The organism is Microbacterium sp. NPDC055521, assembly GCF_053619695.1.
This window is the reverse complement of sequence record NZ_JBSHJX010000004.1, coordinates 233,393-258,583: the sequence shown is the minus strand read 5'-3', so window position 1 is coordinate 258,583 and position 25,191 is coordinate 233,393. Positions and strand designations below refer to the sequence as shown.

General features: G+C 69.9%; 26 protein-coding genes and 1 tRNA gene. 13 read left to right on the top strand and 14 right to left on the bottom strand.

Features of this window, described 5'->3' with window-relative positions:
- Positions 1-179: 179 nt before the first annotated feature.
- Positions 180-881: a metal-dependent transcriptional regulator gene (locus ACWGSM_RS06580; RefSeq protein WP_452322123.1), complete on the bottom strand. Its 702-nt coding sequence runs from the start codon at positions 879-881 to the stop codon at positions 180-182.
- 99 nt (positions 882-980) lie between these two features.
- Between ACWGSM_RS06580 and serC the strand changes: the two genes are divergently transcribed.
- Positions 981-2,090 (top strand): phosphoserine transaminase, encoded by a 1,110-nt coding sequence (gene serC / locus ACWGSM_RS06575; protein ID WP_452322122.1) that lies wholly within the window; start codon positions 981-983, stop codon positions 2,088-2,090.
- A 103-nt stretch (positions 2,091-2,193) separates the two neighbouring features.
- Here serC and ACWGSM_RS06570 read toward each other — a convergent pair whose 3' ends face one another.
- Complete coding sequence (locus tag ACWGSM_RS06570) at positions 2,194-2,775, bottom strand: DUF3027 domain-containing protein (protein WP_452322121.1); 582 nt, start codon at positions 2,773-2,775, stop codon at positions 2,194-2,196.
- Complete coding sequence (locus ACWGSM_RS06565) at positions 2,759-3,139, bottom strand: cold-shock protein (RefSeq protein WP_313356291.1); 381 nt, start codon at positions 3,137-3,139, stop codon at positions 2,759-2,761. Before ACWGSM_RS06565 ends, ACWGSM_RS06570 begins: the two co-directional genes overlap by 17 nt.
- Positions 3,140-3,239: 100 nt before the next feature.
- Here ACWGSM_RS06565 and ACWGSM_RS06560 point away from each other — a divergent pair, with 100 nt between their 5' ends.
- The 3 genes from ACWGSM_RS06560 to ACWGSM_RS06550 all read left to right on the top strand — a co-directional run bounded on the left by ACWGSM_RS06560 (position 3,240) and on the right by ACWGSM_RS06550 (position 7,003).
- Positions 3,240-3,515: a multidrug ABC transporter ATPase gene (locus tag ACWGSM_RS06560; RefSeq protein WP_452322120.1), complete on the top strand. Its 276-nt coding sequence runs from the start codon at positions 3,240-3,242 to the stop codon at positions 3,513-3,515.
- Positions 3,516-3,517: 2 nt separating this feature from the next.
- Positions 3,518-5,191 (top strand): helicase-associated domain-containing protein, encoded by a 1,674-nt coding sequence (locus tag ACWGSM_RS06555; protein WP_452322119.1) that lies wholly within the window; start codon positions 3,518-3,520, stop codon positions 5,189-5,191.
- Between the two features lie 171 nt (positions 5,192-5,362).
- Positions 5,363-7,003 (top strand): DNA repair helicase XPB, encoded by a 1,641-nt coding sequence (locus ACWGSM_RS06550; RefSeq protein WP_452322118.1) that lies wholly within the window; start codon positions 5,363-5,365, stop codon positions 7,001-7,003.
- Positions 7,004-7,169: 166 nt separating this feature from the next.
- Here ACWGSM_RS06550 and ACWGSM_RS06545 read toward each other — a convergent pair whose 3' ends face one another.
- Entirely contained in the window at positions 7,170-8,087 is a 918-nt protein-coding gene (locus tag ACWGSM_RS06545) for an alpha/beta fold hydrolase (RefSeq protein ID WP_452322117.1), read from the bottom strand.
- A gap of 106 nt (positions 8,088-8,193) precedes the next feature.
- Here ACWGSM_RS06545 and ACWGSM_RS06540 point away from each other — a divergent pair, with 106 nt between their 5' ends.
- The 4 genes from ACWGSM_RS06540 to ACWGSM_RS06525 all read left to right on the top strand — a co-directional run bounded on the left by ACWGSM_RS06540 (position 8,194) and on the right by ACWGSM_RS06525 (position 11,625).
- Positions 8,194-8,730 (top strand): TetR/AcrR family transcriptional regulator, encoded by a 537-nt coding sequence (locus ACWGSM_RS06540; RefSeq protein WP_452322116.1) that lies wholly within the window; start codon positions 8,194-8,196, stop codon positions 8,728-8,730.
- Positions 8,731-8,785: 55 nt separating this feature from the next.
- Positions 8,786-9,478 carry a response regulator transcription factor gene (locus ACWGSM_RS06535; protein WP_071640566.1) on the top strand — a complete coding sequence of 231 codons (693 nt, stop codon included), beginning with the start codon at positions 8,786-8,788 and terminating at the stop codon, positions 9,476-9,478.
- Positions 9,479-9,500: 22 nt separating this feature from the next.
- Positions 9,501-11,219: a sensor histidine kinase gene (locus ACWGSM_RS06530; RefSeq protein WP_452322115.1), complete on the top strand. Its 1,719-nt coding sequence runs from the start codon at positions 9,501-9,503 to the stop codon at positions 11,217-11,219.
- A gap of 118 nt (positions 11,220-11,337) precedes the next feature.
- Positions 11,338-11,625, top strand: coding sequence for a WXG100 family type VII secretion target (locus tag ACWGSM_RS06525; protein ID WP_313357569.1), 288 nt, complete (start codon positions 11,338-11,340; stop codon positions 11,623-11,625).
- 66 nt (positions 11,626-11,691) lie between these two features.
- On the opposite strand, the gene groL is transcribed toward ACWGSM_RS06525, so the two are convergent.
- From groL to ACWGSM_RS06505, 4 genes are all read right to left on the bottom strand, one after another.
- Positions 11,692-13,308, bottom strand: a complete 1,617-nt coding sequence (groL, locus tag ACWGSM_RS06520; protein ID WP_452322114.1) for a chaperonin GroEL — start codon at positions 13,306-13,308, stop codon at positions 11,692-11,694.
- A 124-nt stretch (positions 13,309-13,432) separates the two neighbouring features.
- A complete protein-coding gene (locus ACWGSM_RS06515) occupies positions 13,433-14,011 on the bottom strand; it encodes a LytR C-terminal domain-containing protein (RefSeq protein WP_452322113.1) in 579 nt (192 codons plus the stop codon).
- 76 nt (positions 14,012-14,087) lie between these two features.
- Positions 14,088-14,345 (bottom strand): DUF3263 domain-containing protein, encoded by a 258-nt coding sequence (locus tag ACWGSM_RS06510; protein ID WP_452322112.1) that lies wholly within the window; start codon positions 14,343-14,345, stop codon positions 14,088-14,090.
- Between the two features lie 9 nt (positions 14,346-14,354).
- Positions 14,355-15,347 carry a DUF2332 family protein gene (locus ACWGSM_RS06505; RefSeq protein WP_452322111.1) on the bottom strand — a complete coding sequence of 331 codons (993 nt, stop codon included), beginning with the start codon at positions 15,345-15,347 and terminating at the stop codon, positions 14,355-14,357.
- Positions 15,348-15,477: 130 nt separating this feature from the next.
- On the opposite strand from ACWGSM_RS06505, the gene msrB reads away from it, so the two are divergent.
- Both msrB and ACWGSM_RS06495 read left to right on the top strand, forming a co-directional pair.
- A complete protein-coding gene (gene msrB, locus ACWGSM_RS06500; protein WP_452322110.1) occupies positions 15,478-15,882 on the top strand; it encodes a peptide-methionine (R)-S-oxide reductase MsrB in 405 nt (134 codons plus the stop codon).
- Positions 15,879-16,535, top strand: coding sequence for a nitroreductase family protein (locus ACWGSM_RS06495; RefSeq protein WP_452322109.1), 657 nt, complete (start codon positions 15,879-15,881; stop codon positions 16,533-16,535). Before msrB ends, ACWGSM_RS06495 begins: the two co-directional genes overlap by 4 nt.
- Position 16,536: 1 nt before the next feature.
- Here ACWGSM_RS06495 and ACWGSM_RS06490 read toward each other — a convergent pair whose 3' ends face one another.
- On the bottom strand, positions 16,537-17,442 hold the full coding sequence (locus ACWGSM_RS06490) for a DMT family transporter (RefSeq protein WP_452322142.1): 906 nt from the start codon (positions 17,440-17,442) through the stop codon (positions 16,537-16,539).
- A 115-nt stretch (positions 17,443-17,557) separates the two neighbouring features.
- Here ACWGSM_RS06490 and ACWGSM_RS06485 point away from each other — a divergent pair, with 115 nt between their 5' ends.
- Positions 17,558-18,211, top strand: coding sequence for an SOS response-associated peptidase family protein (locus ACWGSM_RS06485; RefSeq protein WP_452322108.1), 654 nt, complete (start codon positions 17,558-17,560; stop codon positions 18,209-18,211).
- A gap of 45 nt (positions 18,212-18,256) precedes the next feature.
- Here the strand turns inward: ACWGSM_RS06485 and ACWGSM_RS06480 are convergent.
- Both ACWGSM_RS06480 and ACWGSM_RS06475 read right to left on the bottom strand, forming a co-directional pair.
- Positions 18,257-18,332 (bottom strand) — tRNA-Thr (locus ACWGSM_RS06480).
- Between the two features lie 55 nt (positions 18,333-18,387).
- Positions 18,388-19,344 carry a thioredoxin domain-containing protein gene (locus ACWGSM_RS06475; RefSeq protein WP_452322107.1) on the bottom strand — a complete coding sequence of 319 codons (957 nt, stop codon included), beginning with the start codon at positions 19,342-19,344 and terminating at the stop codon, positions 18,388-18,390.
- A 212-nt stretch (positions 19,345-19,556) separates the two neighbouring features.
- Between ACWGSM_RS06475 and ACWGSM_RS06470 the strand changes: the two genes are divergently transcribed.
- Positions 19,557-20,660, top strand: a complete 1,104-nt coding sequence (locus tag ACWGSM_RS06470; RefSeq protein ID WP_452322106.1) for an ABC transporter ATP-binding protein — start codon at positions 19,557-19,559, stop codon at positions 20,658-20,660.
- 66 nt (positions 20,661-20,726) lie between these two features.
- Positions 20,727-22,031: a DUF4032 domain-containing protein gene (locus tag ACWGSM_RS06465; protein WP_452322105.1), complete on the top strand. Its 1,305-nt coding sequence runs from the start codon at positions 20,727-20,729 to the stop codon at positions 22,029-22,031.
- A 2-nt stretch (positions 22,032-22,033) separates the two neighbouring features.
- On the opposite strand, the gene ACWGSM_RS06460 is transcribed toward ACWGSM_RS06465, so the two are convergent.
- From ACWGSM_RS06460 to cysS, 3 genes are read right to left on the bottom strand one after another with little or no spacing between them, the layout of a single operon-like run.
- Positions 22,034-22,672, bottom strand: a complete 639-nt coding sequence (locus tag ACWGSM_RS06460) for an NAD(P)-dependent oxidoreductase (protein ID WP_452322104.1) — start codon at positions 22,670-22,672, stop codon at positions 22,034-22,036.
- 59 nt (positions 22,673-22,731) lie between these two features.
- Positions 22,732-23,733, bottom strand: coding sequence for a 23S rRNA (guanosine(2251)-2'-O)-methyltransferase RlmB (gene rlmB, locus ACWGSM_RS06455; RefSeq protein ID WP_452322103.1), 1,002 nt, complete (start codon positions 23,731-23,733; stop codon positions 22,732-22,734).
- Complete coding sequence (gene cysS / locus ACWGSM_RS06450) at positions 23,726-25,168, bottom strand: cysteine--tRNA ligase (protein ID WP_452322102.1); 1,443 nt, start codon at positions 25,166-25,168, stop codon at positions 23,726-23,728. The genes rlmB and cysS overlap by 8 nt, the downstream gene beginning before the upstream one ends.
- Between the last annotated feature and the right edge of the window lie 23 nt (positions 25,169-25,191).

Sequence of the window (25,191 nt, the reverse complement as noted above, 5' to 3'; positions counted from 1 at the left end):
GGCACACGGCACGTTGTGCGAACTCTTCGCGAAGACGACGAGCCAGGGAGGCGATCTTCGCGATTTCCGTCATCGGCGGGCTTCTTCTCCGACGACTTCACCGAGGTTACCGGAAGATAACGATTCTGTCACCCTGTGAGCCTGGCAATCCGCCTCACTCACCGCAGAACCCCGTCTGATCAGGCATTCTCTCCGACGAGGAAGATGTGCGAGGCCAGCTCGACCGGAAGCTCGAGGCCCGCGTCGCTGCCTTCCATCTGGATGAGCACGTACCCCTCGCTGTAGCGGTAATCGCCGCTCGCGCCGGGAACCACGCCCGCATCCCGCAGCTGCTCGAGCAGCTCAGGGCTGACCTGCGCCGGCTCGGCGAGACGGCGCACCGTGCCTGTGATGGGGCCGCCGGCGGCATCCAGTTTCTTCACGAGACCCACCACGCCGGATTCGAAAGCCGGTGTCTCGACGTCGCCGAGCTGGTCGAGTCCGGGGATGGGATTTCCGTACGGCGACTCGGTCGGGTGCCCGAGCAGCTCGACGAGACGACGCTCGACCTGCTCGCTCATGACGTGCTCCCAGCGGCAGGCCTCTTCGTGCACGTACGCCCAGTCGAGGCCGATCACGTCGGAGAGCAGGCGCTCGGCGAGACGATGCTTGCGCATCACGTGCACCGCCTTGCCGCGACCGGCGTCGGTGAGCTCGAGACGACGATCCTCGGACACGACGACGAGTCCGTCGCGCTCCATCCGACCCACGGTCTGCGACACTGTGGGGCCGGAGTGGCCCAGGCGCTCGGAGATCCGCGCACGAAGCGGCACGATGTTCTCCTCTTCGAGTTCGAGGATGGTGCGCAGGTACATCTCGGTCGTGTCGATCAGGTCGGTCATTCGTGGCCTCCGAAGTTCTTAGGCAAGCCTACCTTCCCGCTCGACGCGGGGACCGTCACAGGGCGCGGCCCCCGCAGTCCCCGCATCTACAATCGACCCATGTCGATCGAGATCCCCCGCGAACTCCTGCCCGCCGACGGACGCTTCGGCTGCGGCCCCTCGAAGGTCCGCACCGCTCAGGTGGACGCCCTCGCCGCCGCCGGAGTCAGCCTGCTCGGCACCTCGCACCGCCAGGCGCCGGTGAAGAACCTGGTCGGCAGCGTGCGCGAGCGACTCGCCGCGCTGTTCCGCGTGCCGGAGGGCTACGAGATCATCCTCGGCAACGGCGGGTCGACCGCGTTCTGGGATGCCGCCGCCTTCGGTCTCATCGAGCGGCGCAGCCAGAATCTCGTGTTCGGAGAGTTCGGCGGCAAGTTCGCCAAGGCGGCAGCGGCACCCTGGCTGGAGGCACCGGACGTGCGCACGGCCGACGCGGGGTCGCTCACTCTGCCCGAGGTCGTGGAGGGAGTCGACGTGTACGCCTGGCCGCACAATGAGACGTCGACGGGCGTCGCGGCTCCCGTGCAGCGAGTCGGCGCCGAAGGGGCGCTCACCGTCATCGACGCGACCAGCGCGGCCGGCGGCATCGACTTCGACGTCGCCCAGGCCGATGTCTACTACTTCGCCCCGCAGAAGAACCTCGGATCCGACGGCGGGCTGTGGTTCGCGGCGGTGTCGCCGGCCGCGATCGACCGGATCGAGCGCATCGCCGCGTCCGGACGGTACATCCCCGAATTCCTCAGCCTGAAGAACGCGGTCGACAACTCGCGGCTGAACCAGACGCTGAACACGCCGGCTCTCGCCACGCTGCACCTGCTCGACAGCCAGCTCGAGTGGATCCTCGCGGGCGGCGGGCTCACCTGGGCGGCAGCGCGCACTGCCGAGTCGTCCGGGCTTCTCTACGACTGGGCCGGCGCGTCGGACGTCGCCACCGCGTTCGTCAGCGATCCGGCCCACCGCTCGCCCGTCGTCGCCACGATCGACTTCGATGAGAGCGTCGATGCGGCTGCGGTCGCGAGGACACTGCGCGCGAACGGCATCGTCGACACGGAGCCGTATCGCAAGCTCGGCCGCAACCAGCTGCGCGTGGCGACGTTCGTGGCGATCGAACCCGATGACGTGCGCCAGCTGATCCGCTCGATCGAGCACGTGCTCGCGCACCAGGGCTGAGACGCACGGCGGCCTCGCCGTCGCCGCTCCGCCATCACGACGACGCCCCCTCGGATCCCAGCGGATCGGAGGGGGCGTCGGTGCTCGTCACGACGGGCGTCGGTCACTCGGACTCGTCGTGGTCCTCATCGTCGTCGTCGGAGTCGTCGTCGTCATCATCGTCGGGCTCGTGATCGTCGGGCTCGTCGTCGTCGGGCTCATCATCGGAATCGTCGAGCTCATCGATGTCGACGCCATCGACATCACCGGCGTGCAGACGAGGCGAGACGTCATCGTCGGAGTGATCGTCGTCCTCGTCGGAATCCGCGTCATCGGAGCCGTCGTCCTCATCCGCGTCCGCCGGGGCATCCGCGGCCTGCGCGGCGAGCTCGGCCTGATGTGCGCGGTACTCGGCGAGACGCTCCGTCCACGGCACCCAGTCGGGCGCGAGCAGCGCGCCGTCGCCGGGCATCAGCTCGACCTCGAGCACCGTCGGCTCGGAGCCGTCGACCTGAGCGACCGTGACCGTCCAGAACCACCCCGGGTATCCGCGGAGACGATTCTCGAAGCGCAGCGAGACCGCGCCGTCCTCCTCGACCGCATGCCCGGCTTCGGGCCCCACGGTCGTCGGAGCGGTGATCTCGTGCAGCGCGGCGAGCGCGAGATCACGTGTGGTCTCGGCGAGGCGATCAGGCGTCGAGGTCATCAGCGACCTTGCGAAGGACAGCGGCGACGGTGCGGCTCCTGGTCGCCGAGGGGTACCGGCCGCGGCGGAGGTCGCCGCCCATCTCGTCGAGCATCCGCACCAGATCCTCCACGATCACGGCCATGTCGTCGGCGGGCTTGCGCGCGGCCTTGGCCAGGCTGGGCGGGGCGTCGAGCACGCGTACCGACAGCGCCTGCGGGCCGCGGCGACCGTCTGCCAGGCCGAACTCGACGCGAGCGTTCTTCTTCACCGAGACGCCTGCAGGAAGGGCGGAGGCGTGCAGGAAGACGTCCTGGCCGTCATCGGATGCGATGAAGCCGAACCCCTTCTCTTCGTCGTAGAACCTGACCTTGCCGGTGGGCATGGGCGAACCTCACTGAAACACGGAACGGAGATGTCGCGCGGCGGCGCGACCCCTCCAGCCTACCCGCCCCCTCATGCCGCCAGGCGCTACGCTGAGGGCGATGAGCAAGCACGACGACACCAGCGCGCCGCAGACCGGGCGACTCGAACGATTCCTCGCTTTCACCGCGCTCGTCCTGGCCGCCGCGTCGGTCATCTGCTTCTTCTCGATCATCATCGGCACTGCCGTGGGGATGGATCAGTCGGCCTTCGCGCAGGGCGCCTGGCCCATCGTGGCCGGGCTCCCGCTGTTCGGCCTGCCGATCGCCTTCCTGATGATCATCACGCTGCTCGTGCTCAGCTGGGCTCGCAGGGGCCGCACAGACTCCGGATCCTGACCATGACCACACACGCCCGCCCGCTGGCTGACCAGCTCGCATCGGCGAGCGACGCTCAACTGGAACGGGTGCTGCGTGAGCGGGGCGTACGCCCCGACGTCGGCTGGACCGACTTCTTCGACGCCGCGGAGGCGCTTCTCGAGTCTGCGTCGATCGAGCGCGCCCTGGCGCGTCTGACACGCGCCGAGGCGCGCGCGCTGCGCGCAGCAGCGCCGGACGACCGCGTTCGACTCGACGACGCCGCGCTCGGACTTCTCGACGCCGACGGCCGGGTGCTGCCGCCGGTGCGAGCGCTCGTCGAGGAGCAGCCCGAGATCCCGGATGCCGCGGAGGCTCTCCCCGTGCCGGCATCCGACACAGACTCCGCCCAAGCGGCCGAACGCGCCTTCGCGACGATCGGCGGTCTGGCTGAGCTGTTGCTGGCCGCCCGCACGGCGCCGCTGGCGCTGGTGGCGACCGGGGCGCTGAGCGCGACCGAGAAGCGCCGGCTGCTCGATGACGGCGACCTCGACGAGCTGCGCGATCTCGCCGAGATGGCGGGCCTCGCACGACAGGTCGATCGCGAGCTGCGGCTCACCGCCGAAGCCGAGCGGTGGCTGAACGCCTCCTTCCCCGATCGCTGGGTGCACGTGGTCTCCCGGTTCACGGACTCGCTGCCGTCCGGCATCCGCACCGCGGCGGCGGCAGACTGGCCGCGGCTGCACCCCTGGGACCGGAACTGGCCCGCGCGAGCCGCGCGCCTGCGCAGCCTGGCCGGGCGGATCGGACTGCTGGCGGATGGATCCGACGGCACGTGGACGGTGCCGTCGTGGGGCGCGGCGCTCGGCGCCGACGCGTCGTTCGACAGCTCCGCCCTGCAATCGCTGCTGCCCACCGAGGTCGACCGCATCTTCCTGCAGAACGACCTCAGCGCCATCGCGCCCGGGCCGCTGCAGCCCGCGCTCGACAATCGTCTGCGCACCATGACCGAGCACGATCCTGCACAGGCCTCGTCGTACCGCTTCACCGCCGAGTCGGTGTCGCGCGCATTCGTCGAGGGTGACACCGCCGAGGGCATCCTGGCCTTCCTCCGGGAGATCTCGCTGACCGGTGTTCCGCAGCCGCTCGAGTACCTCGTCGGGCAGACGGCGGCGAGACACGGTCTTGTGCGGGTGCGTCCCGATGCCGACGGCGGCACCGTCGTGACGAGCGTCGACGCGCATCTGCTCGAGGCGATGGAGATCGACAGGAACCTGCGTCCTCTCGGACTGATCCGGGAGCACGACGGACTGGTCTCGCGGGTCGGCTCCGAGGCCGTGGCCTGGGCGCTGACGGATGCCCGCTACCCGGCCACCCTCGTCGACCGCGACGGTCGCAGCATCGCGGCGGGTCGCGTCCGGATCGCGGACGCGACCGCCCAGGACGACAGCGGATACGCCGCCCTGATCGCCCGGCTCCGCTCGCACCAGGGTCCGGATGCCGACGCCGCCTGGCTCGACCGCGAGCTCGAGGCCGCTGTGCGGGCGAAGGCCGTCGTGGTCGTCGAGGTCGCGATGCCGGACGGATCGCGACGCGAGCTCACGCTCGAGGCCTCGGGCCTCGGCGGCGGGCGCCTGCGCGGGCGGGATCGGGCTGCGGACGTCGAGCGCACTCTTCCGGTTCGCAGCATCGTGTCGGTGCGGACACCGTCGAGCTGACCTGTTCGCAGCATCGTGTCGGTGCGGACACCGTCGAGCTGACCGGTTCGCAGCATCGTGTCGGTGCGGACACCGTCGAGCTGACCGGTTCGCAGCATCGTGTCAGTGCGGACACCGTCGAGCTGACCGGGGTCAGACCCGCAGCGCGCGTGCCCGGTAGACTGGTCTGCTATGTCTGATGGCCCCCTGATCGTCCAGAGCGACCGCACCGTGCTGCTCGAGGTCGCGCATGCCGACGCCGAATCCGCCCGGCACGAGCTGGCGATCTTCGCCGAGCTGGAGCGCGCGCCCGAGCACATCCACACCTACCGCATCACGCGGCTGGGGCTGTGGAACGCCCGCGCTGCCGGGCACTCCGCCGACGACATGCTCGAGACGCTCGATCGCTGGTCGCGCTTCCCTGTACCGCCCTCGGTGACCGTCGACCTGCGGGAGACCGTCAACCGCTACGGTCGGCTCGTGATCGAACGGGACGACGAGGGTCTGCTGGTGCTGCGCTCCACCGATCCCGCCGTGCTCGCCCAGGTCGCGAACAACAAGCGCATTCAGCCGCTGCTCATCGGCCATCCCTCCCCCGACAGCTACGTCATCGACGCGTGGGCGCGCGGCCAGATCAAGCAGGAGCTGCTGAAGATCGGCTGGCCGGCGGAAGACCTCGCCGGTTACACCCCCGGAACCCCGCACGAGATCGACCTCGACGAGGACGGCTGGACCATGCGGCCGTACCAGCGCCAGGCGGTCGACGCCTTCGCGAAGGACGGCTCGGGCGTGGTCGTGCTGCCGTGCGGCGCGGGCAAGACGATCGTCGGCGCGGGCGCGATGGCCGCGACCCGAACGACGACCCTGATCCTGGTGACCAACACCGTCTCGGCACGGCAGTGGCGCGACGAGCTGCTCAGGCGCACCTCGCTCACCCCCGATGAGATCGGCGAGTACTCCGGCCAGGCCAAAGAGGTCAAGCCGGTCACGATCGCGACCTACCAGATCCTCACAGCGAAGCGGAAAGGTCAGTACGCGCATCTCTCGCTGCTCGACGAGATGGACTGGGGTCTGATCGTCTACGACGAGGTGCACCTGCTTCCGGCTCCCGTGTTCAAGCTGACCGCCGACCTGCAGGCGCGTCGCCGCATCGGACTCACCGCGACGCTCGTGCGCGAGGACGGCCGGGAGGGCGACGTGTTCAGCCTGATCGGGCCCAAGCGCTTCGACGCCCCGTGGAAGCAGATCGAGGCGCAGGGCTTCATCTCCCCTGCCGCCTGCTACGAGGTGCGCGTCGACCTGCCGCCGAGCGACCGGCTCGAGTACGCCGCCGCGACCGATGACGAGCGCTACCGTCTGGCCGCATCCGCCCCGGCGAAGATCACCGCGGTGCGCGAGCTGATCGCGAAGCACCCCGGCGAGCGCATCCTGGTCATCGGGCAGTACCTCGATCAGCTCGAGAGCCTCTCGCAGGCGCTGAACGCCCCGCAGATCACGGGGGCGACTCCGGTCGACGAGCGCGAACAGCTGTACCGGCAGTTCCGCGAGGGCGAGATCTCCCTGCTCGTGGTGTCGAAGGTGGCGAACTTCTCGATCGACCTGCCCGAGGCGTCGGTCGCCATCCAGGTGTCGGGCTCGTTCGGGTCGCGCCAGGAGGAGGCGCAGCGTCTGGGCCGGCTGCTGCGGCCCAAGCAGTCGAACCACACCGCGAGCTTCTACACGCTCATCGCCCGGGACACGATCGACCAGGACTACGCGCAGAACCGTCAGCGCTTCCTCGCCGAGCAGGGGTACAGCTACACGATCATGGATGCCGTGGACCTGGCCGCCTGAGCGCGGAACCCGACGTCAGCCGGGCTCGTCCCCGGGCCTCACGCCGCAGCGCCAGCATGGGGCGGCGAGATCGTCGAGCAGCGCACCGCACTCGGGGCACACCTGCGAGAGCCAGCAGGCGCTGTCGCCGTGCTGTTCCCCGTCGCTGTCGACCATGCGACCGAGGTTACCCCGCCCTGTCGGAATCTCTCCCACGGGCGAACCAGTCGAGGCAGAGCCCGGCGACGGCATCCGGCGCGTCGTCGACGACGAAGTGGGCTGCCCCGTCGACGAAGGCGAGGTCGAAGCGGTCGGCGTACCCATCCTGTCCGCGGCAGATGCGGCGCACCGTCTGCTCGGCGAACGGACCGTCCTCACGGCCGAACACCGCGAGCGTCGGCGGGCGCAGCCGCTGCCTCTTGTAATACCCGCTCGCGAGGCGCATCACCTCGGGGATGATCATGCCGCGGTAGAGCGCACGCACCGCGGCGTCGAATCCGGGGCGTGCCTGCACGCGCAGATACCCGTCGACGACGTCGTCGGTCATCGGCTTCGCCGCGTAGTCGGGCCCGAACAGCCACGCGAGCGACCGTCCCGCCCGGTGCGTCAGCAGCGGGGGCATGTGCTCGAAGGCGGGGAGGAGCTTCGGGCTGAAGGTCATGAACCCCGGTGGCACCGCGAACTGCACGGCGGTGCGCACCCGCTCGGGGTGAGCGTAGGTGAGCTGACCGGCGACGACGGCACCGAGGTCATGGCTCACGACGTGTGCGCTCTCGACGCCGAGGGCGTCGAGCATCGCGATGAGGTCGGCGCGCATCGAGGTGCGACGGATCGCGGGGTCGTCCGTCTCTGTCCAGCCGGAGCCGCGCAGATCGGGGCAGATCACGCGGTAGCCGTGAGCGGCGAGATGCGGCGCGACGCGCCGCCACTCCCACCAGTGCTGCGGAAATCCGTGCAGCATCAGCACGGGTTCTCCGTCGCCGATGACGGCGACGTGGCTGCGCAGCCCGGGGGTCTCGACGATGAGGTGCTCGAAGCCCGCCGCCGGCGGGAGCGGCGGAGGCCAGTCACGGTCGAGCGCAGTCTTCGACGAAGATGCCTCCATGGTGAACCTCCCAGTCGCTCCAGCGGGTCATCATCGGCCCTGCGGCCAGGTTACTACGTTCATAGTAGTTTGTCACTATGGAAGTAGTAGCGAATAGGCTCGACGTGTGAGCAGCACCCGACGACGCGCGCAGGACGCGGCGGTCGATCTCATCGGCGCCGAGGGCATCCGCGCGCTCACACATGGCAGGGTCGACGCTGCGGCGTCACTTCCCGCCGGCTCCACATCGAACCACTTCCGCACGCGGGCGGCTCTCATCGCCGGCGTGATCGAGGGGATGGCTGCCGCTGAGCGGGAGGATGCCGGGGCCACGGCGATCCGCTCCCGCGACGACCTCGTGGGCGCCCTCAGCCGGATGGTCGAGGCGCAGTCGGGGCCCCTCGCCGGTCGCACCCGGGCGCGATACGCCCTGTTCCTCGAGGCGGATGCCGACGCTGCGCAGCCGCTGCGAGAGCAGCGGCTGGGCATGGAGGCGTGGATCCACGGCATCCTGCTCGAACTCGGCAGCCCCCGGGCTGCCGCTCGCGCGCCGTTCCTGATGGCGGCGTGTGAGGGGTTGCTCCTGCACCGGATCACCGTCGACCCCGACGCTCCGATCGCCGAGGTCGTCGCCGTCGCGGTGGACGCGGCCCTGGCATCCTGACCCGCGCGCCGAACCCAATCAGCCACCGCAGGGCCGCAGTCACCATAATGGGGTCATGACTGATGCGCGAATCCTGGTCGTCGACGACGAGCCGAACATCCGCGACCTGCTCTCCCGGGGTCTCAGCTTCGCCGGGTTCACGGTGCGGACCGTGGCGAACGGAGCGGCCACCATCTCGGCCGTCCTCGAGGAGGAGCCCGACCTCATCATCCTCGACGTGATGCTCCCCGACATGAACGGGTTCAGCGTGACCAAGCGCCTGCGCGGCGCGGGCTTCACCGCCCCCATCCTCTTCCTCACGGCCAAGGACGACACACAGGACAAGATCGAGGGTCTGAACTCGGGTGGCGACGACTACGTCACCAAGCCGTTCGCGCTGGACGAGATCGTCGCTCGCGCCCAGGCGATCCTGCGCCGCACGATGCAGACCGATGAGGAGTCGCTGATCCGCGCCGGCGAGCTGTCGATGGACCAGGACACCCACGACGTCTTCGTCGGCAAGGTGCCGATCGAGCTCAGCCCCACCGAGTTCAAGCTGCTGAAGTACCTCATGCTCAACCCGAACCGGGTGCTGTCGAAGGCGCAGATCCTCGACCACGTGTGGGAGTACGACTTCAACGGCGACGCGGGCATCGTCGAGAGCTACATCTCGTATCTGCGTCGCAAGATCGACCCGCACACCGAGGAGTCGGTGATCCAGACCAAGCGCGGCTTCGGCTACATGCTCAAGGTCGGCAAGTCCGCGTAGCGGACCCCGAGCCGAGGCGGTCATGGCAGGCGAGCCCGACTCCGTCACCCTGTGGTGGCGGCGCATCAGCCTGCGCGCCAAGGTCACCGGCGTCACCGTCGCCGTGCTCGCCCTCGGCTTGATGATCGCCGGCATCGGCACGGTGCCGATCCTGCGCGGGGCGATGATCAACAACATCGACGCGCAGCTGCCGGCCCTCGCCACCACCGGTCAGGCCGAGCGCTTCTTCGACGTGTCGGCGGACGGCGGCCGGCTCGTCTTCGAGCCGGCCGAGATCGCACCGCGTCCGACCGAGTTCATGGTCGCGTTCTACACGGCGAGCGGCGAGTTCGTCGCAGAGGCGGGCGGTCAGGCATCCGGTTCCCGCCCCGAGTTCCCCGCCGCGTTCACGCTGCAGGACGCCGTCAGTCAGGGCGATCAGGTGATCACCCTGAACGGCGACGAGGGTGAGACGTACAGCGCCGTCGCCTCGGCGCAGTCGGCGCAGGATCCCCAGGGTCTCACCTACGTGCAGATCGTCGCGCTGCCGCTCGACGAGGCCGACCGCATCGTGGCCACCTACGTCGCCGTGTACACCACGGTGGCCCTGGTCACCATCCTGCTGGCCGCGCTGCTCACCCGCGGACTCGTGACCCTGACCTTCCGCCGGCTCGGGCAGGTCGAGTCGACGGCCATGTCGATCGCGGCCGGGGACTTCAGCCAGCGACTCACCGACCTCGAGCCGACCACCGAGGTCGGCCGGCTCAACTCGGCCATCAACACCATGCTGGATCGCGTCGACCGCTCGCTCGCGCAGCGCGACCGCACCGTGCAGAACATGCGACGGTTCATCGGCGACGCGAGCCACGAGCTGCGCACTCCGCTGGTGAGCGTGCGCGGCTACGCCGAGCTGTACCGGATGGGTGCGATCACCGGCGAGGAGGACACCGCGCGCGCGATGGAGCGCATCGAGAAGGAGGCGATCCGCATGGGAGTGCTCGTCGAGGACCTGCTCGCGCTCGCCCGCCTCGATGAGGAGCGGTCGCGCGAGCTGCAGATCGAGCCGCTCGACCTGCGCCCGATCGCGCGGGATGCGGCGCTCGATCTGCGGGTCGCGGCTCCCGGACGCACGATCACCGTCGTCGACACCACGGCAGACGAGCACGAGCCGCCCCGGCTGCATGGGAAGACGGCGAGCGGCGAGCCGATCCCCGAGCAGCCGCGCTCGGCGACGACCCGTCCGGCGAATCCGCTGGCCCGCCTGCGTCGACGGCCCCGGCCGGCCACGCCTGTGCCCGCCATCGACTTCACCGAGGCGACGGATGCCCCGGTGCGCACGCCCCCGATCGTCCTCGGAGAGGACAACAAGGTGCGCCAGGTGATCACGAACCTGCTCGGCAACGCGCGCCGGTTCTCACCGGGCGACAGTCCGATCGAGCTCGTCGTGGGAGCGGATCGCCGGCGAGGCGTGGGCACGATCTCGATCGTCGACCACGGCGAGGGTATCCCCCCGCAGATCCGCGAGCAGATCTTCGAGCGCTTCTGGCGCGCCGACACCTCGCGGGCGAGGGAGACGGGCGGCTCGGGCCTCGGGCTCGCGATCGTCGCATCGATCGTCGAGTCGCTGCACGGCGCCGTCTCGGTCGAGGCGACGCCGGGTGGTGGTGCGACGTTCATCGTCGCCCTGCCGCTGGCGCCGGCGCAGTCCACTCCCGCACATCTGCTGGAGGAGACGCAGCCGATCGAGCGACTGGACCGCTGAGCGTCGACCGACTCTGCACATTCCAGGCGCCGGGCGGGCTCTGCACGGATCGCGGGAATCGGCGTCGTCCGCTGCTGCGGCGACACCTAGCCTCGAAAGCCCATCGAGAGGAGACCCCATGTCCGTCTTCACCGTCGACACCGACGCCGTCCAGGCAGCCAACGGCGCCGCCTACGCCACCATGGAGCGGCTGCAGAGCGAGTCGGCCGCGCTGATGGCGCAGCTGACCCAGCTGCAGTCGTCCTGGACCGGTGCCGCGGCCGCCGCGTTCCAGCAGTGCAGCGAGCAGTGGCGCGGAGCGCAGATGCACGTCGAGCAGGTGCTGGGATCGATCAGCAGCGCGCTCGGTTCGGCCGCGGCGCAGTACGCGGATGCCGATCAGTACTCCGCGAGCCTGTTCCGCTGATGACGCGCAGAACGCCCCCTGCCGTGAGGCAGGGGGCGTTCGATGCAGTGCTTCAGATCCTCGGGATCAGAAGTCCATGCCGCCGGACGGGTCGGCCGGCATGGCCGAAGCCTTCTCCGGCTTGTCGGCGACGACGACCTCGGTGGTCAGGAACAGACCGGCGATCGACGCGGCGTTCTGCAGCGCCGAGCGGGTGACCTTGGCCGGGTCGATGATGCCCTGTGCGAACATGTCGCCGTACTCGCCCGTGGCCGCGTTCAGACCGTGGCCGGCGGGAAGCTCGGCCACCTTGTGCGAGACGACGCCGGGCTCGAGGCCCGCGTTGATCGCGATCTGCTTCAGCGGAGCACCGGTTGCGACGCGGACGATGTTCGCGCCGGTGGCCTCGTCGCCCTCGAGCTCGAGGGTGTCGAGCACCTTGGCCGACTGCAGCAGCGCGACGCCGCCACCGGCGACGATGCCCTCTTCGACGGCTGCCTTCGCGTTGCGGACGGCGTCTTCGATGCGGTGCTTGCGCTCCTTGAGCTCGACCTCGGTCGCGGCACCGGCCTTGATGACGGCCACGCCGCCGGCCAGCTTCGCGAGGCGCTCCTGCAGCTTCTCACGGTCGTAGTCGCTGTCGGTGTTCTCGATCTCGCGACGGATCTGCGTGACGCGACCCTCGATGGCGGACTGCTCGCCCGCACCCTCGACGATCGTGGTCTCGTCCTTGGTGACGATGACCTTGCGTGCACGGCCGAGCAGGTCGAGGGTGGTGTTCTCGAGCTTGAGGCCGACCTCTTCGGTGATGACCTGGCCACCGGTCAGGATCGCGATGTCCTGCAGCTGGGCCTTGCGACGGTCACCGAAGCCGGGAGCCTTGACGGCGACCGACTTGAAGATGCCGCGGATCTTGTTGAGCACCAGGGTCGCGAGAGCCTCGCCCTCGACGTCCTCGGCGATGATGACGAGCTCCTTGCCGTCCTGGATCACCTTGTCGACGACCGGCAGCAGGTCCTTGATGTTGCCGATCTTCTGGTTGGCGATGAGGATGTACGCGTCCTCGAAGACCGCCTCCTGGCGCTCCGGGTCCGTGACGAAGTAGGGGTTCAGGTAGCCCTTGTCGAAGCGCATGCCCTCGGTGAGCTCGAGCTCGGTGCCGAAGGTCTGCGACTCCTCGACCGTGACGACGCCTTCCTTGCCGACCTTGTCGATGGCCTCGGCGATGAGCTCGCCGATGGCGGGGTCAGCGGCCGAGATCGACGCGGTGGCGGCGATCTGCTCCTTGGACTCGATCTCCTTGGCGCTGTTCAGCAGGTCCTCGGTGATGGCCGCGACGGCCTTCTCGATGCCGCGCTTGAGCGAGATGGGGTCGGCGCCGGCTGCGACGTTGCGCAGGCCTTCGCGGACCAGTGCCTGAGCGAGGACGGTCGCGGTGGTGGTTCCGTCACCGGCGACGTCGTCGGTCTTCTTGGCGACCTCCTTGACGAGCTCCGCACCGATCTTCTCGTACGGGTCGTCGAGCTCGATCTCCTTGGCGATCGACACACCGTCGTTCGTGATCGTGGGGGCGCCCCACTTCTTCTCGAGCACGACGTTGCGACCGCGCGGGCCGAGGGTCACCTTGACGGCGTCGGCCAGGGTGTTCAGGCCGCGCTCGAGGCCACGACGGGCCTCCTCATCGAAAGCGATGATCTTTGCCATGAGTCTTTCGTCCCTCCCGGACGTAGGCGATGGGGTATTAGCACTCCAAGTGCACGAGTGCTAACAACAGTCTGGCACTCGACCCATGGGAGTGCAAGCCGCGACCGAAAGGGCGGGCCCGTCGTCAGGGCGCCGGGGCCTCGGTGGCGGGCGCCGAAGGGGTCGCCTTGTCGACACCGATCACGACCGTCAGCTGCGGCCTGTCGGAGTCGTTCATCGCAGCGTAGAAATCGCTCTGCTTGACCTCGACACCGCCGAGCACCTCTGCGAGCCCGAGTGCTGCGCCCTCGTCGGCGTCCTCGACGTAGAAGACCGTCGTCTTCGAGAACTCCTGCGATGCCCCGTCGCTGCCGAACACGTCGTCGGTCGACCATCCCTCTGCGAGCAGCTTCTCCCGCACCTCCGCGACGCGCCCCTTCTGGGACGTCGCGTTCAGGATCAGCACGCGGTACGAGGTGTCGACCTGAGCGACGACGCCGGGCTGCGTCGGCACCGGGGCCGGCGACTCGCCGCCGAACAGCGAGATGCGATCCATCATCACCAGCGACACGAAGATGCCGCACACGATGAGTACGAGGGCGACGGCCGCCGACCACAGCAGCACGACGAGACCGTTCATGCCCGGCTGCTCGGCGCGGTGCGCGCCCACGCGCCCGGTGGCGCGCGGAACGTCGTCGAATCGATCACGGGAGAGGTTCTGCACCCCTCGATGCTAGCGGGCGACCGCCGTGAGTCCGCACGGAGCGGCGACCGGCCCGGATGCACCCTCGAGGGCGTCGTCAGCCGACGAAACCGCGCATGCGTGCGGTGCGCTGCACCGCCCTGCGGTCGCGCAGACGGCGCAGTCGCCGCACGAGCAGCGGGTCGAAATCGAGGGCCGCTTCGGTCTCGATCAGCCGGCCGAGCAGCTGGTAGTAGCGGGCCGGGCTCATACCGAGCTGTGCCCGGATGGTCTCCTCCTTCACGCCGCCATGACGCGGCCAGGCCGCCTCCAGCGTCAAGATCGCGCGATCACGATCGGAGAGTTCACCGAGCATGTGCTCAGGCTACGCGGGATCCGTTCCGATCCCGGCGCGCCACTCCCACCAGCGTCCGAGCGGGTCGGCATCCGCCACCACGCGCCCGTCGAGCGCGACAGCGAAGCCGCGGAAGGCGGCCGGATCCACCGCGGGACGCCAGGCGTCGTGCAGCGCGGGCGAGTCGATCGTGATCCAGTGCCCGTCGAGCGCGCGGATGCGGCCGATGAGCTCGGCTCGCTTCGGTCGGGGCAGGTAGACGAGCATTCCCGGTGTGGTGACGACCAGTGTGGCCTCCGCCGGGGCTGCCGCGGCCATCGTCTCCAGCTGCTCGATCGCATCGCCCGCTCGCAGCAGCGGCGGGTCGGCCGCGACGACGTGCATCGCCGCGGCGATGCGCTCGCTCCGCTCATGCTCGCCCGGCCAGATGAGCGACTCGAGCCAGGCGCGGTCGGCCGGGGTGCGCACGTCGATCGGGTCGAGGTCGATCCCCGCCCGCCAGATCACCTCGGGCACGCGCAGCTCGGGCAGCTCCCCCGAGACGGTGCTGCGCAACAGCACCGAAGACGGCCCGCCGGGCGGGTCGAGCCGGCGCCGCGGGATGCCGTCGGCACCGTCGATGCGGAACGAGAACCGGTCGGGGTACAGACACAGACCCGCGGCGGCACCGAGCTCGAGCAGCGCGATCGGCCCCTCGACCAGGCTGAGCGCGGGCAGCAGAGCGGCCAGCCGCAGCGGCTCGTTGATCTGCACCCCGCGACGCGCGCACTGCGCGACCAGTTCGCCGGCGTGCGCAAGCACGAACTCCCGCCATGGCCGGTATCCGCCCACCGGTGCTCCGAGCAGGCGTGACGCGGCGAACACCAGCGGGGGCTGCCGCTGCTGCGGCGTCAGCTGCTCGAGCACGGCCTGCACGTCGGCATCCGCAGCGACCCCCGTCGCCCACTCGACGTACACCGCGCTGCGTCCGGGCGCCTCCTCGTGGGCGAAGCGGTCGTAGCGCTCGGCAACAGCATCCGTCATGCCGCCATTGTCCCAGCGGCGGGCGCAAGGCGCCGCAGGACGTCCTTCTCCGACCGGCCCGCACGGGTCGCGGAAGCGAGAGAGCCACCTGACCGGCCCGCACGGGTCGCGGAAGCGAGAGAATAGACCCATGGGTTACAGCGTGAACAAGACGGATGCCGAGTGGCGCGCCGAGCTCGGCGACGACCAGTACGCGGTGCTGCGCACCGCAGCGACGGAGCGCCCGTGGACGGGCGAGCTGCTCGATGAGGAGCGCGCCGGACTCTACACCTGCGGCGCGTGCGGCGCGGAGCTCTTCCGCAGCGGCACCAAGTTCGATTCGGGATGCGGCTGGCCGAGCTTCTACGAATCGGTGCGTCCCGAGGCCGTGGAGCTCATCGAGGACACCACGCTCGGCATGGTGCGCACCGAGGTGCGCTGCGCCGGGTGCGGATCGCACCTCGGGCACGTCTTCCCCGACGGCTTCGGCACTCCCACCGGCGATCGCTACTGCATGAACTCGGTGGCACTGTCGTTCACTCCCGACCCGTCGTGAGTGCGCTCGACGCCGTCCGGCGCCGCGCATCCTGGTCGCGTGTGACCGACGACGCTCCGACCCGCGAGCAGCTGCTGCCGCTGATCGAAGCGGCCGGGCGCGTCGCCGATCACTCGTCGCTGCGACCGTGGCGCCTGATCGAGCTGCGCGGCGATGACCGTCTGACGCTGGGAACGGCGCTGGCCGACGCGGACGGGGACGACAAGCCCTCGACCAAGCCGATGCGCGCGCCGCTGCTGCTCGCCATCGTCGCCTCGTACCGCGAGAGCGACAAGGTGCCGCGGTGGGAGCAGGAGGCGGTCGCCTCCGGCGTCGCCCACACGCTCAGCCTTCTGCTGGATGAAGCGGGCTGGGGCGTCATCTGGCGCACCGGCGGCCTCACCCGTTCGAAGGCCGTCGCCGAGGCGCACGGTCTGACGCAGAACGAGGAGCTGCTCGGCTGGCTGTACGTCGGCGGCAAGCCCGAGGGCAAAGACGCCGGCCGTCGCAAGCCGGTGGATGCCGACGCGCTGCTCACTGCGCTGCCCTCCGGAGAGGCGCCCGAGGAGCCGCGTCAGAACGACATGGCGTCGAAGGACAAGACGTCGAAGAAGAAGGCAGCGAAGAAAGCCAAGAAGAAAGCCAAGAAGAAAGCGAAGCACGAGGAGCCCTGAGTCAGCGACGGCGCGGCAGAGCGACGACCACGGATGCAGCGGCGACGATGAGCATCGCGGCAAGCTGCCATGGTGCGGGGCCTCGGCCGACCGGCCAGACGACGTCGATCACCACCGACGTCACCAGCTGCCCGAGCACGCTGCCGAGGCCGAGCAGCAGGACGCCGGTGTGGGGCACCAGCCAGGCTCCGAGCAGGATGTACGCGAAACCGAGCAGGCCGCCCAGATACAGCCAGGGCTCGGCGGGGAGCGCGCCGGGCATCCCGACGGTCGAGACGCGGACCGCTGCTGCCGCGAGCAGAACGACGGTGCCGGCGATGAAGCTCACCAGCGTGGCCGTCAGCGGCGACGCGACCCGGCGCGCGAGGCGGCCGTTCGCCGCCGCCTGCCAGGCGATGCCCGCACCGGCCGCGAACGGCAGCAGCAGCAGCCACAGCGGCGCGGTCGCGAGCATGTCGCCGGCCAGCGAGATGCCGACGGCGGCGAGCGCGAGCGCCCCGCCGATCACCCGTCCCGGGGTGACGGCGACGACTCCCGACGGACCGACGCCGATGCGGTCCAGCAGCAGGCCGTGCAGCGTCTGGCCCGCGACCACGCCGACGGTGAACAGCGACACTCCGAGCACGCCGGCGACGAGCCCCTGCGTGGTGACCGTGAGAGCGCCGCAGGTGCCGCCGAGAAGCATCCAGAAAGGGATGCTGCGCGACCGGAGGCCGGTAAGCAGCCGCCCCATGCCGGCGCGGCCGGACGGCAGCGCGAGCATCACCGCGATGAGGACGACGAGCCCGACGGAGAACGAGATGAGGCCGGCGACGATGCCGTCGTCGATCCGGATCCCGAGGACGCCGTTGATCCGGGCCTGGATGGCCGTCATCGCCCCGATCGCGACAGCACCGCCCAACGCGATCCATGCGGGCATCGGGCGAGGGGGCGTCACTCGCCCCAGGCTACCCGGAGCGGACTCCGCTCGCCGTTCGCGACAGCCCCTTCACCATGTCCGTGCCCGCCGTTACCCTGACGGCATGTGCGCGAGCTACGGACTGGATCCCCGTTTCACCGATGCCGAGCTGCTGGCCGAGGCCGACGACGCCGTGCTCGACGGACTGCGCTCATGGGCCGAGCACAACGCAGGCGAGACCCTGCGTCCGACCGGGAAGAACCTGCGCAACCTGAATCCCCTGGTGACGGCGAACGACGGCGCCGCCGCCCTCGAGCCCGCCTGGTGGGGATTCCTCGTCGACGGGCAGCCGGCGAAGTTCCCCTCGATCAACACGCGGTCCGAGCGCTTGCAGGACCGCCCGGGCGCTCTGCGCAGCCGCGGCCTGGTGCCGGCCACGGGCTGGTTCGAGATGCAGAAGCCTGATCGGATCTGGCACGAATTCGGTCTCGGCCGAGGGGTGCTGTTCGGCATGGCCGCGGTCACGCAGCGCGGCCGCACGCCCGACGGCGAGTGGATCACCTGCTACTCGATCGTGATGCGTCCCGCTCCCCCGCACCTGGCGGACATCCACGACCGGATGCCCGTGCTGATCCCCGCCGCGTTCGCGGACGACTGGCTGCACGGCGATCCCACCCGCGACCTCATCGACGAGGCTCTGCTCGCCGCCGCCGGCCTGGACGAGCGGGTCGCCGCCGCGCCACGCGACGACGACAAGGGCGCCCAGACCCTCTTCTGACGCGAACGAGGCACGCGCCCCTCGCGGGTGCACGTGCCTCGTCAGTGGAGCCGACTACGGGACTCGAACCCGTAACCCCCGTATTACAAGTACGGTGCGCTACCAATTGCGCCAAGTCGGCGGACCGTCATCCAGCATAGCGACGGCGGGCGGGTCAGCCGCGCCGTTCAGCCGGTTCAGGAGGCGGGCGTCGTTGGCGTGGGCGTCGCGGTCGGCTTCGTCGAGCCGAAGTACTCGTCGCTCGCGACGGTCAGCACGAACTGGGAGAACTCCGCAGGGTCGTTCAGGGCGCCGACGTACGACTTGCCGCCGACGAGGATCAGCGCCTCGTTGTTCAGCTTCAGATCCTCGGTGCCGGGCAGCGGACCCTCGAGTGCGCGATCGGTCGCGGCCTTCGCCCACGACACGAAGTCCTGCTTCTCGATGCACGAGCGCACCTTCTTGGCATCCGACACGCCGACAGCGACCGCGAGGTCAGCCAGGTCGGCATCGCTGCGGCCGTCGCTGTCAGGTTCGGGCTGTCCGGCGAGCAGCTCGTGGTTGTAGTCGTAGAAGCGGTCCGGCGCGTAGGTGGCGACACAGGCGGCGGCACCGGCGGCGCGCAGCGAGTACTTCGTGCCGTTGGAGCTGGCGGTGAGCAATGCGACCGGGTGGTAGGTCACGGTGACGGCCCCCTCCGTGATCCAGCCCGCGAGCTGACGCGCGTTGGCGCGCTCGAACTCGGCGGCTCCCGCCGAGAGATAGTCGACGTAGATGTGGATCTCGGTGGGCTTCGCGCCCGCCGAGGCCGACGGGTCGGGTTCCGGCGTCGCGCTCTCCCCCGTCTCCGAGGCGCCCTCCGACGGAGTCTGGCTGACCACTGCCCCGGACGGGTCCGCCGAGACCTCGGTCACGGTGACTCCGTCGCCCGACATCCCGCTCGGGCTGAGCTGCGGCTTCGAGATCGACGAGCTGACGGCGTAGGCCACGGCGGCGCCGATGGAGCCGACGGCGAGGATCGCCACGAGACCGATGATGAGCCGTCGCATCAGTCGCGCTCGCGACTGCTGGGCGTGCACCAACTGAGCCTTCTCCCGCACGGCTTCGCGCGACGGGCGAGCAGCGGGCACGTTCGGCGTTTCGTCGCTCGACATCGTTCCTCTTGAAGATCGGGTGGGACGGGTGATCCCGCGGCCGCGGAGACTGCGGCGCCGGATTCGATGTTAACGAGGCAGCCTGAGAAATACCCAGACGCGCGCCGCCATGCCATACTGATCCCGACCCGATGGCGGGTCACGGCGGGCAGCGCCCGCCGCTTCCATCACGAAGGATCGTCCGGCACGTACCTGCCGGTGAAGGAGAAACCATGGCCACCGTTACGTTCGACGACGCCACCCGCCTGTACCCCGGCGGCACGCGCCCGGCTGTCGACAAGCTGAACATCGAGATCGCCGATGGCGAGTTCCTCGTTCTCGTCGGCCCGTCCGGCTGCGGGAAGTCCACCTCGCTGCGCATGCTCGCCGGCCTCGAAGAGGTCAACGGCGGTCGCATCCTCATCGGCGACCGCGACGTCACCGACGTTCCGCCGAAGGACCGCGACATCGCGATGGTCTTCCAGAACTACGCGCTGTACCCGCACATGACCGTCGCCGAGAACATGGGCTTCGCCCTGAAGATCGCCGGCATCGGCAAGGAGGAGCGCGCGAGCCGGGTGCTCGAGGCTGCCAAGCTGCTCGACCTCGAGGAGTACCTGAACCGCAAGCCGAAGGCCCTCTCAGGTGGCCAGCGTCAGCGTGTCGCCATGGGCCGCGCGATCGTGCGCCAGCCGCAGGTGTTCCTCATGGACGAGCCGCTGTCGAACCTCGACGCGAAGCTGCGCGTGCAGACCCGCACCCAGATCGCCTCGCTGCAGCGCCGGCTCGGCGTCACCACGGTCTACGTCACCCACGACCAGACCGAGGCCCTGACGATGGGCGACCGCATCGCGGTGCTCAAGGACGGCATCCTGCAGCAGGTCGGCACCCCGCGCGACCTGTACGAGAAGCCGAACAACGTGTTCGTGGCCGGCTTCATCGGCTCCCCCGCGATGAACCTGTTCTCGGCCGATCTCGCCGAGGGCGGCGTGCGCTTCGGCACCGAGGTCGTGCCGCTCGACCGCGACACCGTGGGCCGCACCACCGGCTCCCAGGTCACCGTGGGCGTGCGCCCCGAGGACATCACCGTCGGTCCCGCCGACGGCAAGGGCCTCTCGGTCGTCGTCGACCTCGTCGAGGAGCTCGGCGCTGACGGCTACCTCTACGGCCACACCGACATCAACGGCAAGCGCACCGACATCGTCGCGCGCGTCGACGGTCGCAACCACCCGAACGCCGGCGAGACGGTCACGCTGGCCGCCAACCCCGGTCACGTGCACGCCTTCGACATCGAGTCGGGCGAGCGCCTCAACGACAAGCCGGTCGTCTCGGCCTGACGAATCAGCACACGCGGCGCGGGCGGACCTCAGGGTCACCCGCGCCGCGGTGTTCTCGGAGGAATCATGCAGGAGTCGCTGCGCATCACCGCGAGCACCATCGATCCGGGGCTGCTGAGCCTGCCCTGGTCGACCCCGCTCGGGAAGTGGCCGTCGGAACGCATCGTGTCGCTGCCGAAGGGGCTCTCTCGCCACCTCGTGCGCTTCGCGGATCTGTCGGGGCGCGTGGTCGCGGTCAAGGAGACCACCGCCGAGATGGCGCAGCGCGAGTACGACATGCTCGGAAACCTCGGCCGCCTCGCCGTGCCTTGCGTCAGCCGGGTCGCGGTGATCGCCGGACGCACCGATGCCGACGGCAAGGCGCTGCCCGCAGCCCTCGTCACCTCGCATCTGCGCTTCTCGATGCCCTATCGCGCGCTGTTCACCCAGACGCTGCGCCCCGACACCGCGACGCGCCTGGTCGACGCCCTGGCCCTGCTGCTCGTGCGGCTGCACAACGTGGGGTTCTACTGGGGCGACGTGTCGCTGTCGAACACGCTGTTCCGTCGCGACGCGGGCGCCTTCGCCGCCTATCTGGTGGATGCCGAGACCGGCGAGCTGCATGAGGAGGGTCTGACCGACGGGCAGCGGGCGTACGACCTCGACCTCGCGCGCACGAACGTCGCCGGTGAGATCATGGACCTCGCCGCCGGGGGCCGGCTGGAGGGCGGCGTGGACGCGCTCGAGATCGCCGACGGCATCGTCTCGTCGTACCGCTCGCTGTGGGCGGCACTGACCGACGAGGAGTCGTTCTCGACGGGCGAGACGTGGCGCATCACCGAGCGGGTGGAGAAGCTCAACGCGCTCGGCTTCGACATCGACGAGATGTCGATGGAGACCACCGCCGACGGCACGACCGTGCGCATCCAGCCGAAGGTTGTCGACGCCGGCCACCACCAGCGGCGGCTGATCCGTCTCACCGGTCTCGACGTCGAGGAGAACCAGGCGCGTCGGCTGCTCAACGACCTCGACGAGTTCCGGGTGCGCTCCACCAAGGCGTGGGCCGAAGAGGAGATGTACGCGCACGAATGGCTGACACGTGTCTTCGAGCCGGTCGTGCGCGCCATCCCCTACGACCTGCGCGCCAAGCTCGAGCCCGCTGAGGTGTATCACCAGGTGCTCGAGCACCGCTGGTACCTGTCGCAGGCGCAGTCGCGGTCGGTGCCGCTCGCCGAGGTGCTCACGAGCTACATCAACGACGTGCTGCGGCACCGCCGCGACGAGGCGACCATCATGGGACCGCCCACCGAATCGCTGGGCGTTCCGGTCGCGACCGGTTCGGTCGAGGTGTCAGACGACACCGCCGCGATCGACTGGCGCGACCTCGTCTAGCGCTAGTAGCCGACCGCGAAGCGGTCGTTGCGATGCTTGGGCTGCTCGATCTCGTCGACGACGGCGATCGCGAAGTCCGCGCCCGAGATGGTGGAGTTCCCGTCGGCATCCCGAACCAGCACGTCGCCGCCGTCCCGGTAGCGGCCGGTGCGCTCGCCTTCTGCCCAGGGACCGAACACCTCGGCGGGATGGATGAAGAACCACTCCAGGTCATCGGTCTGCTGCAGCAGCTCGAGCGAGTCGATGCCCACCTGCGCCTCGTGCTTGTACTCCTCGGGGAAGCCCTGGTCGAACAGGCGCGGTCCGCCCGGGGCGACCAGGCTGCCGCCTGCTCCGCCGACGACGCCCAGGCGAGTCGGGGTGCCGGTGAGCCTCTCGACCAGGCCCCGCAGCGCCCCGATGACCTCGTTCTCCATATCGCCGCGCGGTGAGAGCGCCGAGACGACGGCGTCAGCACCGTCGAAGACATCCCCGAGGGCGTCGAGGTCGAGCACCGAGCCCTGCACGTACTGCGCGCCGTCGAGCGGGGCGTCCGGCGCCTGACGGGAGATCACCGTCACCTCGTGCCCTCGGCTCACCGCCTCGCGGGCGATGTGCGATCCGGCGTAGCCGGTTCCTCCGATGACGACGATGCGGGACATCCGTGTTCCTTCCGATGCTCGAACGGGTTCACCGAGTACAAGTCGCGCGGGTGCGCGTCCTATTCCGCGGCGGCTCGGACGGTCGACACCTGGTACAGCGCGACGGATGCCGCGATGCCGGCGTTCAGAGACTCGGTGGCGCCCGAGATCGGGATCGACACGATCTGGTCGCACGTCTCGGTGACCAGGCGCGAGAGCCCCTTGCCCTCGGAGCCGACGACGATCACCACAGGCCGATCGGCCAGCTCGAGTGCGGGAAGGGAGACATCTCCCCCGCCGTCGAGGCCGAGCACGAACACGCCCTGCTTCTTGAACTCCTTCAGCAGCGTGGTGAGGTTGGCGGCCAGGGCGACGGGCAGCCGAGCGGCCGCGCCGGCGCTGGTCTTCCACGCCGCGCTGTTCACGCTCGCCGAGCGGCGCTGCGGCAGGATGATCCCGTGGCCGCCGAAGGCGGCGGTCGAGCGGATGATCGCCCCGAGGTTGCGCGGATCGGTGATGCCGTCGAGGGCCACGAACAGTGGCGTCTCACCGCGATCGATGATCTGCTCGAGCAGATCCTGCGGGTGCGCGTACTCGTACGGCGGCACCTTCAGCGCGACGCCCTGGTGCACACCGTCGAATCCGGCCATGCGGTCGAGCTCCTGGCGGGTGACCTCGAGAACGGGGATCTCGCGGTGCCGTGCGATCGAGAGCATCTCCTTCACGCGGTCGTCCATCTCGACTCGCTGCGCGATGTAGAACGACGTCGCGGGGATCTTGGTGCGCAGCGCCTCGAGCACGGAGTTGCGGCCGGTGACCGTCTCGGTGTCGTCGGTTGCCTTGCTGCGCGCCTGCCGGTTCATGTCGCGCCCCTGCGGCTTCTGCCCCGCCTTGCCCTTGCCGCCGGCGGCGGCGAAGCGCTCCTGGGCTGCCTTGCGCTTGCCGGCGACGTGCCAGGCGCGATCCTCGGCCTTGGGTGTGGGGCCGCGACCCTCGAGCGACTTGCGGCCGAGACCGCCGGTGCCCTTCATGGCACCCTTCTTCTTGCTGTTGCCCGCTCCGGGGCGGCCAGGCTTAGCCATCGATACTCCAATGCGTTCCGTCCGGAGTGTCCTCCAGAGTGATTCCTGCCGCGGCGATCGCATCTCGGATGCGATCCGCCGCGGCCCAGTCCTTCTCGGCACGCGCCTGCGCGCGCTGGGTGATCATCGTCTGCACGAGCGCGTCGAGGGCGGATGCCTCGGCCCGGTCGGGCCTGTCGGCGCTCCACTCTCGCGCGAGCGGGTCGACGCCGAGGATGCCGGCCATCTCACGCACCTGCATCGCTGCGAGCCGTGCGTCGGCGCTGCGTCCGGCATCGAGCATGCTGTTGCCGGCCCGCACCGTCTCGTGCAGCACGGCGAGCGCCTGCGGCACGCCGAGGTCGTCGTCCATCGCGGCCGCGAATGCGACCGGCAGCAGTTCGGAGCTCGGCTCGCCGCCGTCTACGGTGCGCTCCGCCGACGGCGCGGAAGGGGCGGGGAGCCGCGCGGCGCGCTCGAGGAACGACCGGATGCGTCCGAGCGCGGCATCCGCCTCCTCGAACGACGACGGGGTCAGATCGAGGCTCGAGCGGTAGTGCGCTGCGGCGAGCGCGTAGCGCACGACCAGCGGCCGCTGGGCTGCGAGAACGTCGACTGCGAGGGTGAAGTTGCCCAGCGACTTCGACATCTTCTGACCGCCCACCATGACGAGTCCGTTGTGCAGCCAGTACCGCGCGAAGCCGTCGCCGGCGGCGGTCGACTGCGCGAGCTCGTTCTCGTGGTGCGGGAAGCGCAGGTCGAGGCCGCCGCCGTGGATGTCGAACTCGGCACCCAGGTAGCGCTTCGCCATCGCCGAGCACTCGATGTGCCAGCCGGGACGACCGCGGCCCCACGGCGAACCCCACACGGCATCCGGCTGCTCGTCGCTCTTCGCGCCCTTCCACAGTGCGAAGTCCTGCGGGCTCCGCTTGCCACGAGGGTCGGCGTCCGCCGCCGCCTCCATGGCGTCCACGGACTGATGCGTGAGCGAGCCGTACTCCGGCCAGGAGCGCACGTCGAAGTACACGTCGCCCGAGCCGTCGGCTGCGGCATATGCGTGGCCGCGCTCGATGAGGGTCGCGATCAGGTCTTGCATCTGCGGGACGAACCCGGTCGCCCGCGGCTCGTAGGTCGGTGCGAGGATGCCGACAGCCCTGTACGCCTGTGAGAACTCCTGCTCCATGCGGTACGCCAGCGCCCACCACGGCTCGGTCTCGGTCGCGTTGGCGAGCACCTTGTCGTCGATGTCGGTCACGTTGCGCACGAACGTCACCCGCTCGTAGCGGCGTGCGAGCCAGCGACGCAGCAGGTCGAAGCTCAGCGCCGCGCGCACGTGCCCGATATGCGGACCGGACTGCACGGTGGGTCCGCAGACGTACATCGTCACATTCGAGGGATCGAGCGGGGCGAAGTCGCGCAGCTGCTGCGCGCGAGTGTCGTACAGGCGGATCGTCACCGCACAAGACTACCGGGGCGGCG

Excerpts from the sequence above, each read along its gene's own strand:
- ACWGSM_RS06565 (WP_313356291.1), bottom strand. The coding sequence starts at position 3,139 with ATGCCCACCGGCAAGGTCAGGTTCTACGACGAAGAGAAGGGGTTCGGC.
- ACWGSM_RS06470 (WP_452322106.1), top strand. The coding sequence starts at position 19,557 with ATGGCCACCGTTACGTTCGACGACGCCACCCGCCTGTACCCCGGCGGC.
- groL (WP_452322114.1), bottom strand. The coding sequence starts at position 13,308 with ATGGCAAAGATCATCGCTTTCGATGAGGAGGCCCGTCGTGGCCTCGAG.
- ACWGSM_RS06460 (WP_452322104.1), bottom strand. The coding sequence starts at position 22,672 with ATGTCCCGCATCGTCGTCATCGGAGGAACCGGCTACGCCGGATCGCAC.
- ACWGSM_RS06475 (WP_452322107.1), bottom strand. The coding sequence starts at position 19,344 with ATGTCGAGCGACGAAACGCCGAACGTGCCCGCTGCTCGCCCGTCGCGC.
- ACWGSM_RS06570 (WP_452322121.1), bottom strand. The coding sequence starts at position 2,775 with ATGACCTCGACGCCTGATCGCCTCGCCGAGACCACACGTGATCTCGCG.
- rlmB (WP_452322103.1), bottom strand. The coding sequence starts at position 23,733 with ATGGCTAAGCCTGGCCGCCCCGGAGCGGGCAACAGCAAGAAGAAGGGT.
- ACWGSM_RS06530 (WP_452322115.1), top strand. The coding sequence starts at position 9,501 with ATGGCAGGCGAGCCCGACTCCGTCACCCTGTGGTGGCGGCGCATCAGC.
- msrB (WP_452322110.1), top strand. The coding sequence starts at position 15,478 with ATGGGTTACAGCGTGAACAAGACGGATGCCGAGTGGCGCGCCGAGCTC.
- ACWGSM_RS06560 (WP_452322120.1), top strand. The coding sequence starts at position 3,240 with ATGAGCAAGCACGACGACACCAGCGCGCCGCAGACCGGGCGACTCGAA.
- ACWGSM_RS06465 (WP_452322105.1), top strand. The coding sequence starts at position 20,727 with ATGCAGGAGTCGCTGCGCATCACCGCGAGCACCATCGATCCGGGGCTG.
- ACWGSM_RS06580 (WP_452322123.1), bottom strand. The coding sequence starts at position 881 with ATGACCGACCTGATCGACACGACCGAGATGTACCTGCGCACCATCCTC.
- ACWGSM_RS06555 (WP_452322119.1), top strand. The coding sequence starts at position 3,518 with ATGACCACACACGCCCGCCCGCTGGCTGACCAGCTCGCATCGGCGAGC.
- ACWGSM_RS06485 (WP_452322108.1), top strand. The coding sequence starts at position 17,558 with ATGTGCGCGAGCTACGGACTGGATCCCCGTTTCACCGATGCCGAGCTG.
- ACWGSM_RS06545 (WP_452322117.1), bottom strand. The coding sequence starts at position 8,087 with ATGGAGGCATCTTCGTCGAAGACTGCGCTCGACCGTGACTGGCCTCCG.
- ACWGSM_RS06525 (WP_313357569.1), top strand. The coding sequence starts at position 11,338 with ATGTCCGTCTTCACCGTCGACACCGACGCCGTCCAGGCAGCCAACGGC.
- ACWGSM_RS06505 (WP_452322111.1), bottom strand. The coding sequence starts at position 15,347 with ATGACGGATGCTGTTGCCGAGCGCTACGACCGCTTCGCCCACGAGGAG.
- ACWGSM_RS06510 (WP_452322112.1), bottom strand. The coding sequence starts at position 14,345 with ATGCTCGGTGAACTCTCCGATCGTGATCGCGCGATCTTGACGCTGGAG.
- ACWGSM_RS06550 (WP_452322118.1), top strand. The coding sequence starts at position 5,363 with ATGTCTGATGGCCCCCTGATCGTCCAGAGCGACCGCACCGTGCTGCTC.
- serC (WP_452322122.1), top strand. The coding sequence starts at position 981 with ATGTCGATCGAGATCCCCCGCGAACTCCTGCCCGCCGACGGACGCTTC.
- ACWGSM_RS06535 (WP_071640566.1), top strand. The coding sequence starts at position 8,786 with ATGACTGATGCGCGAATCCTGGTCGTCGACGACGAGCCGAACATCCGC.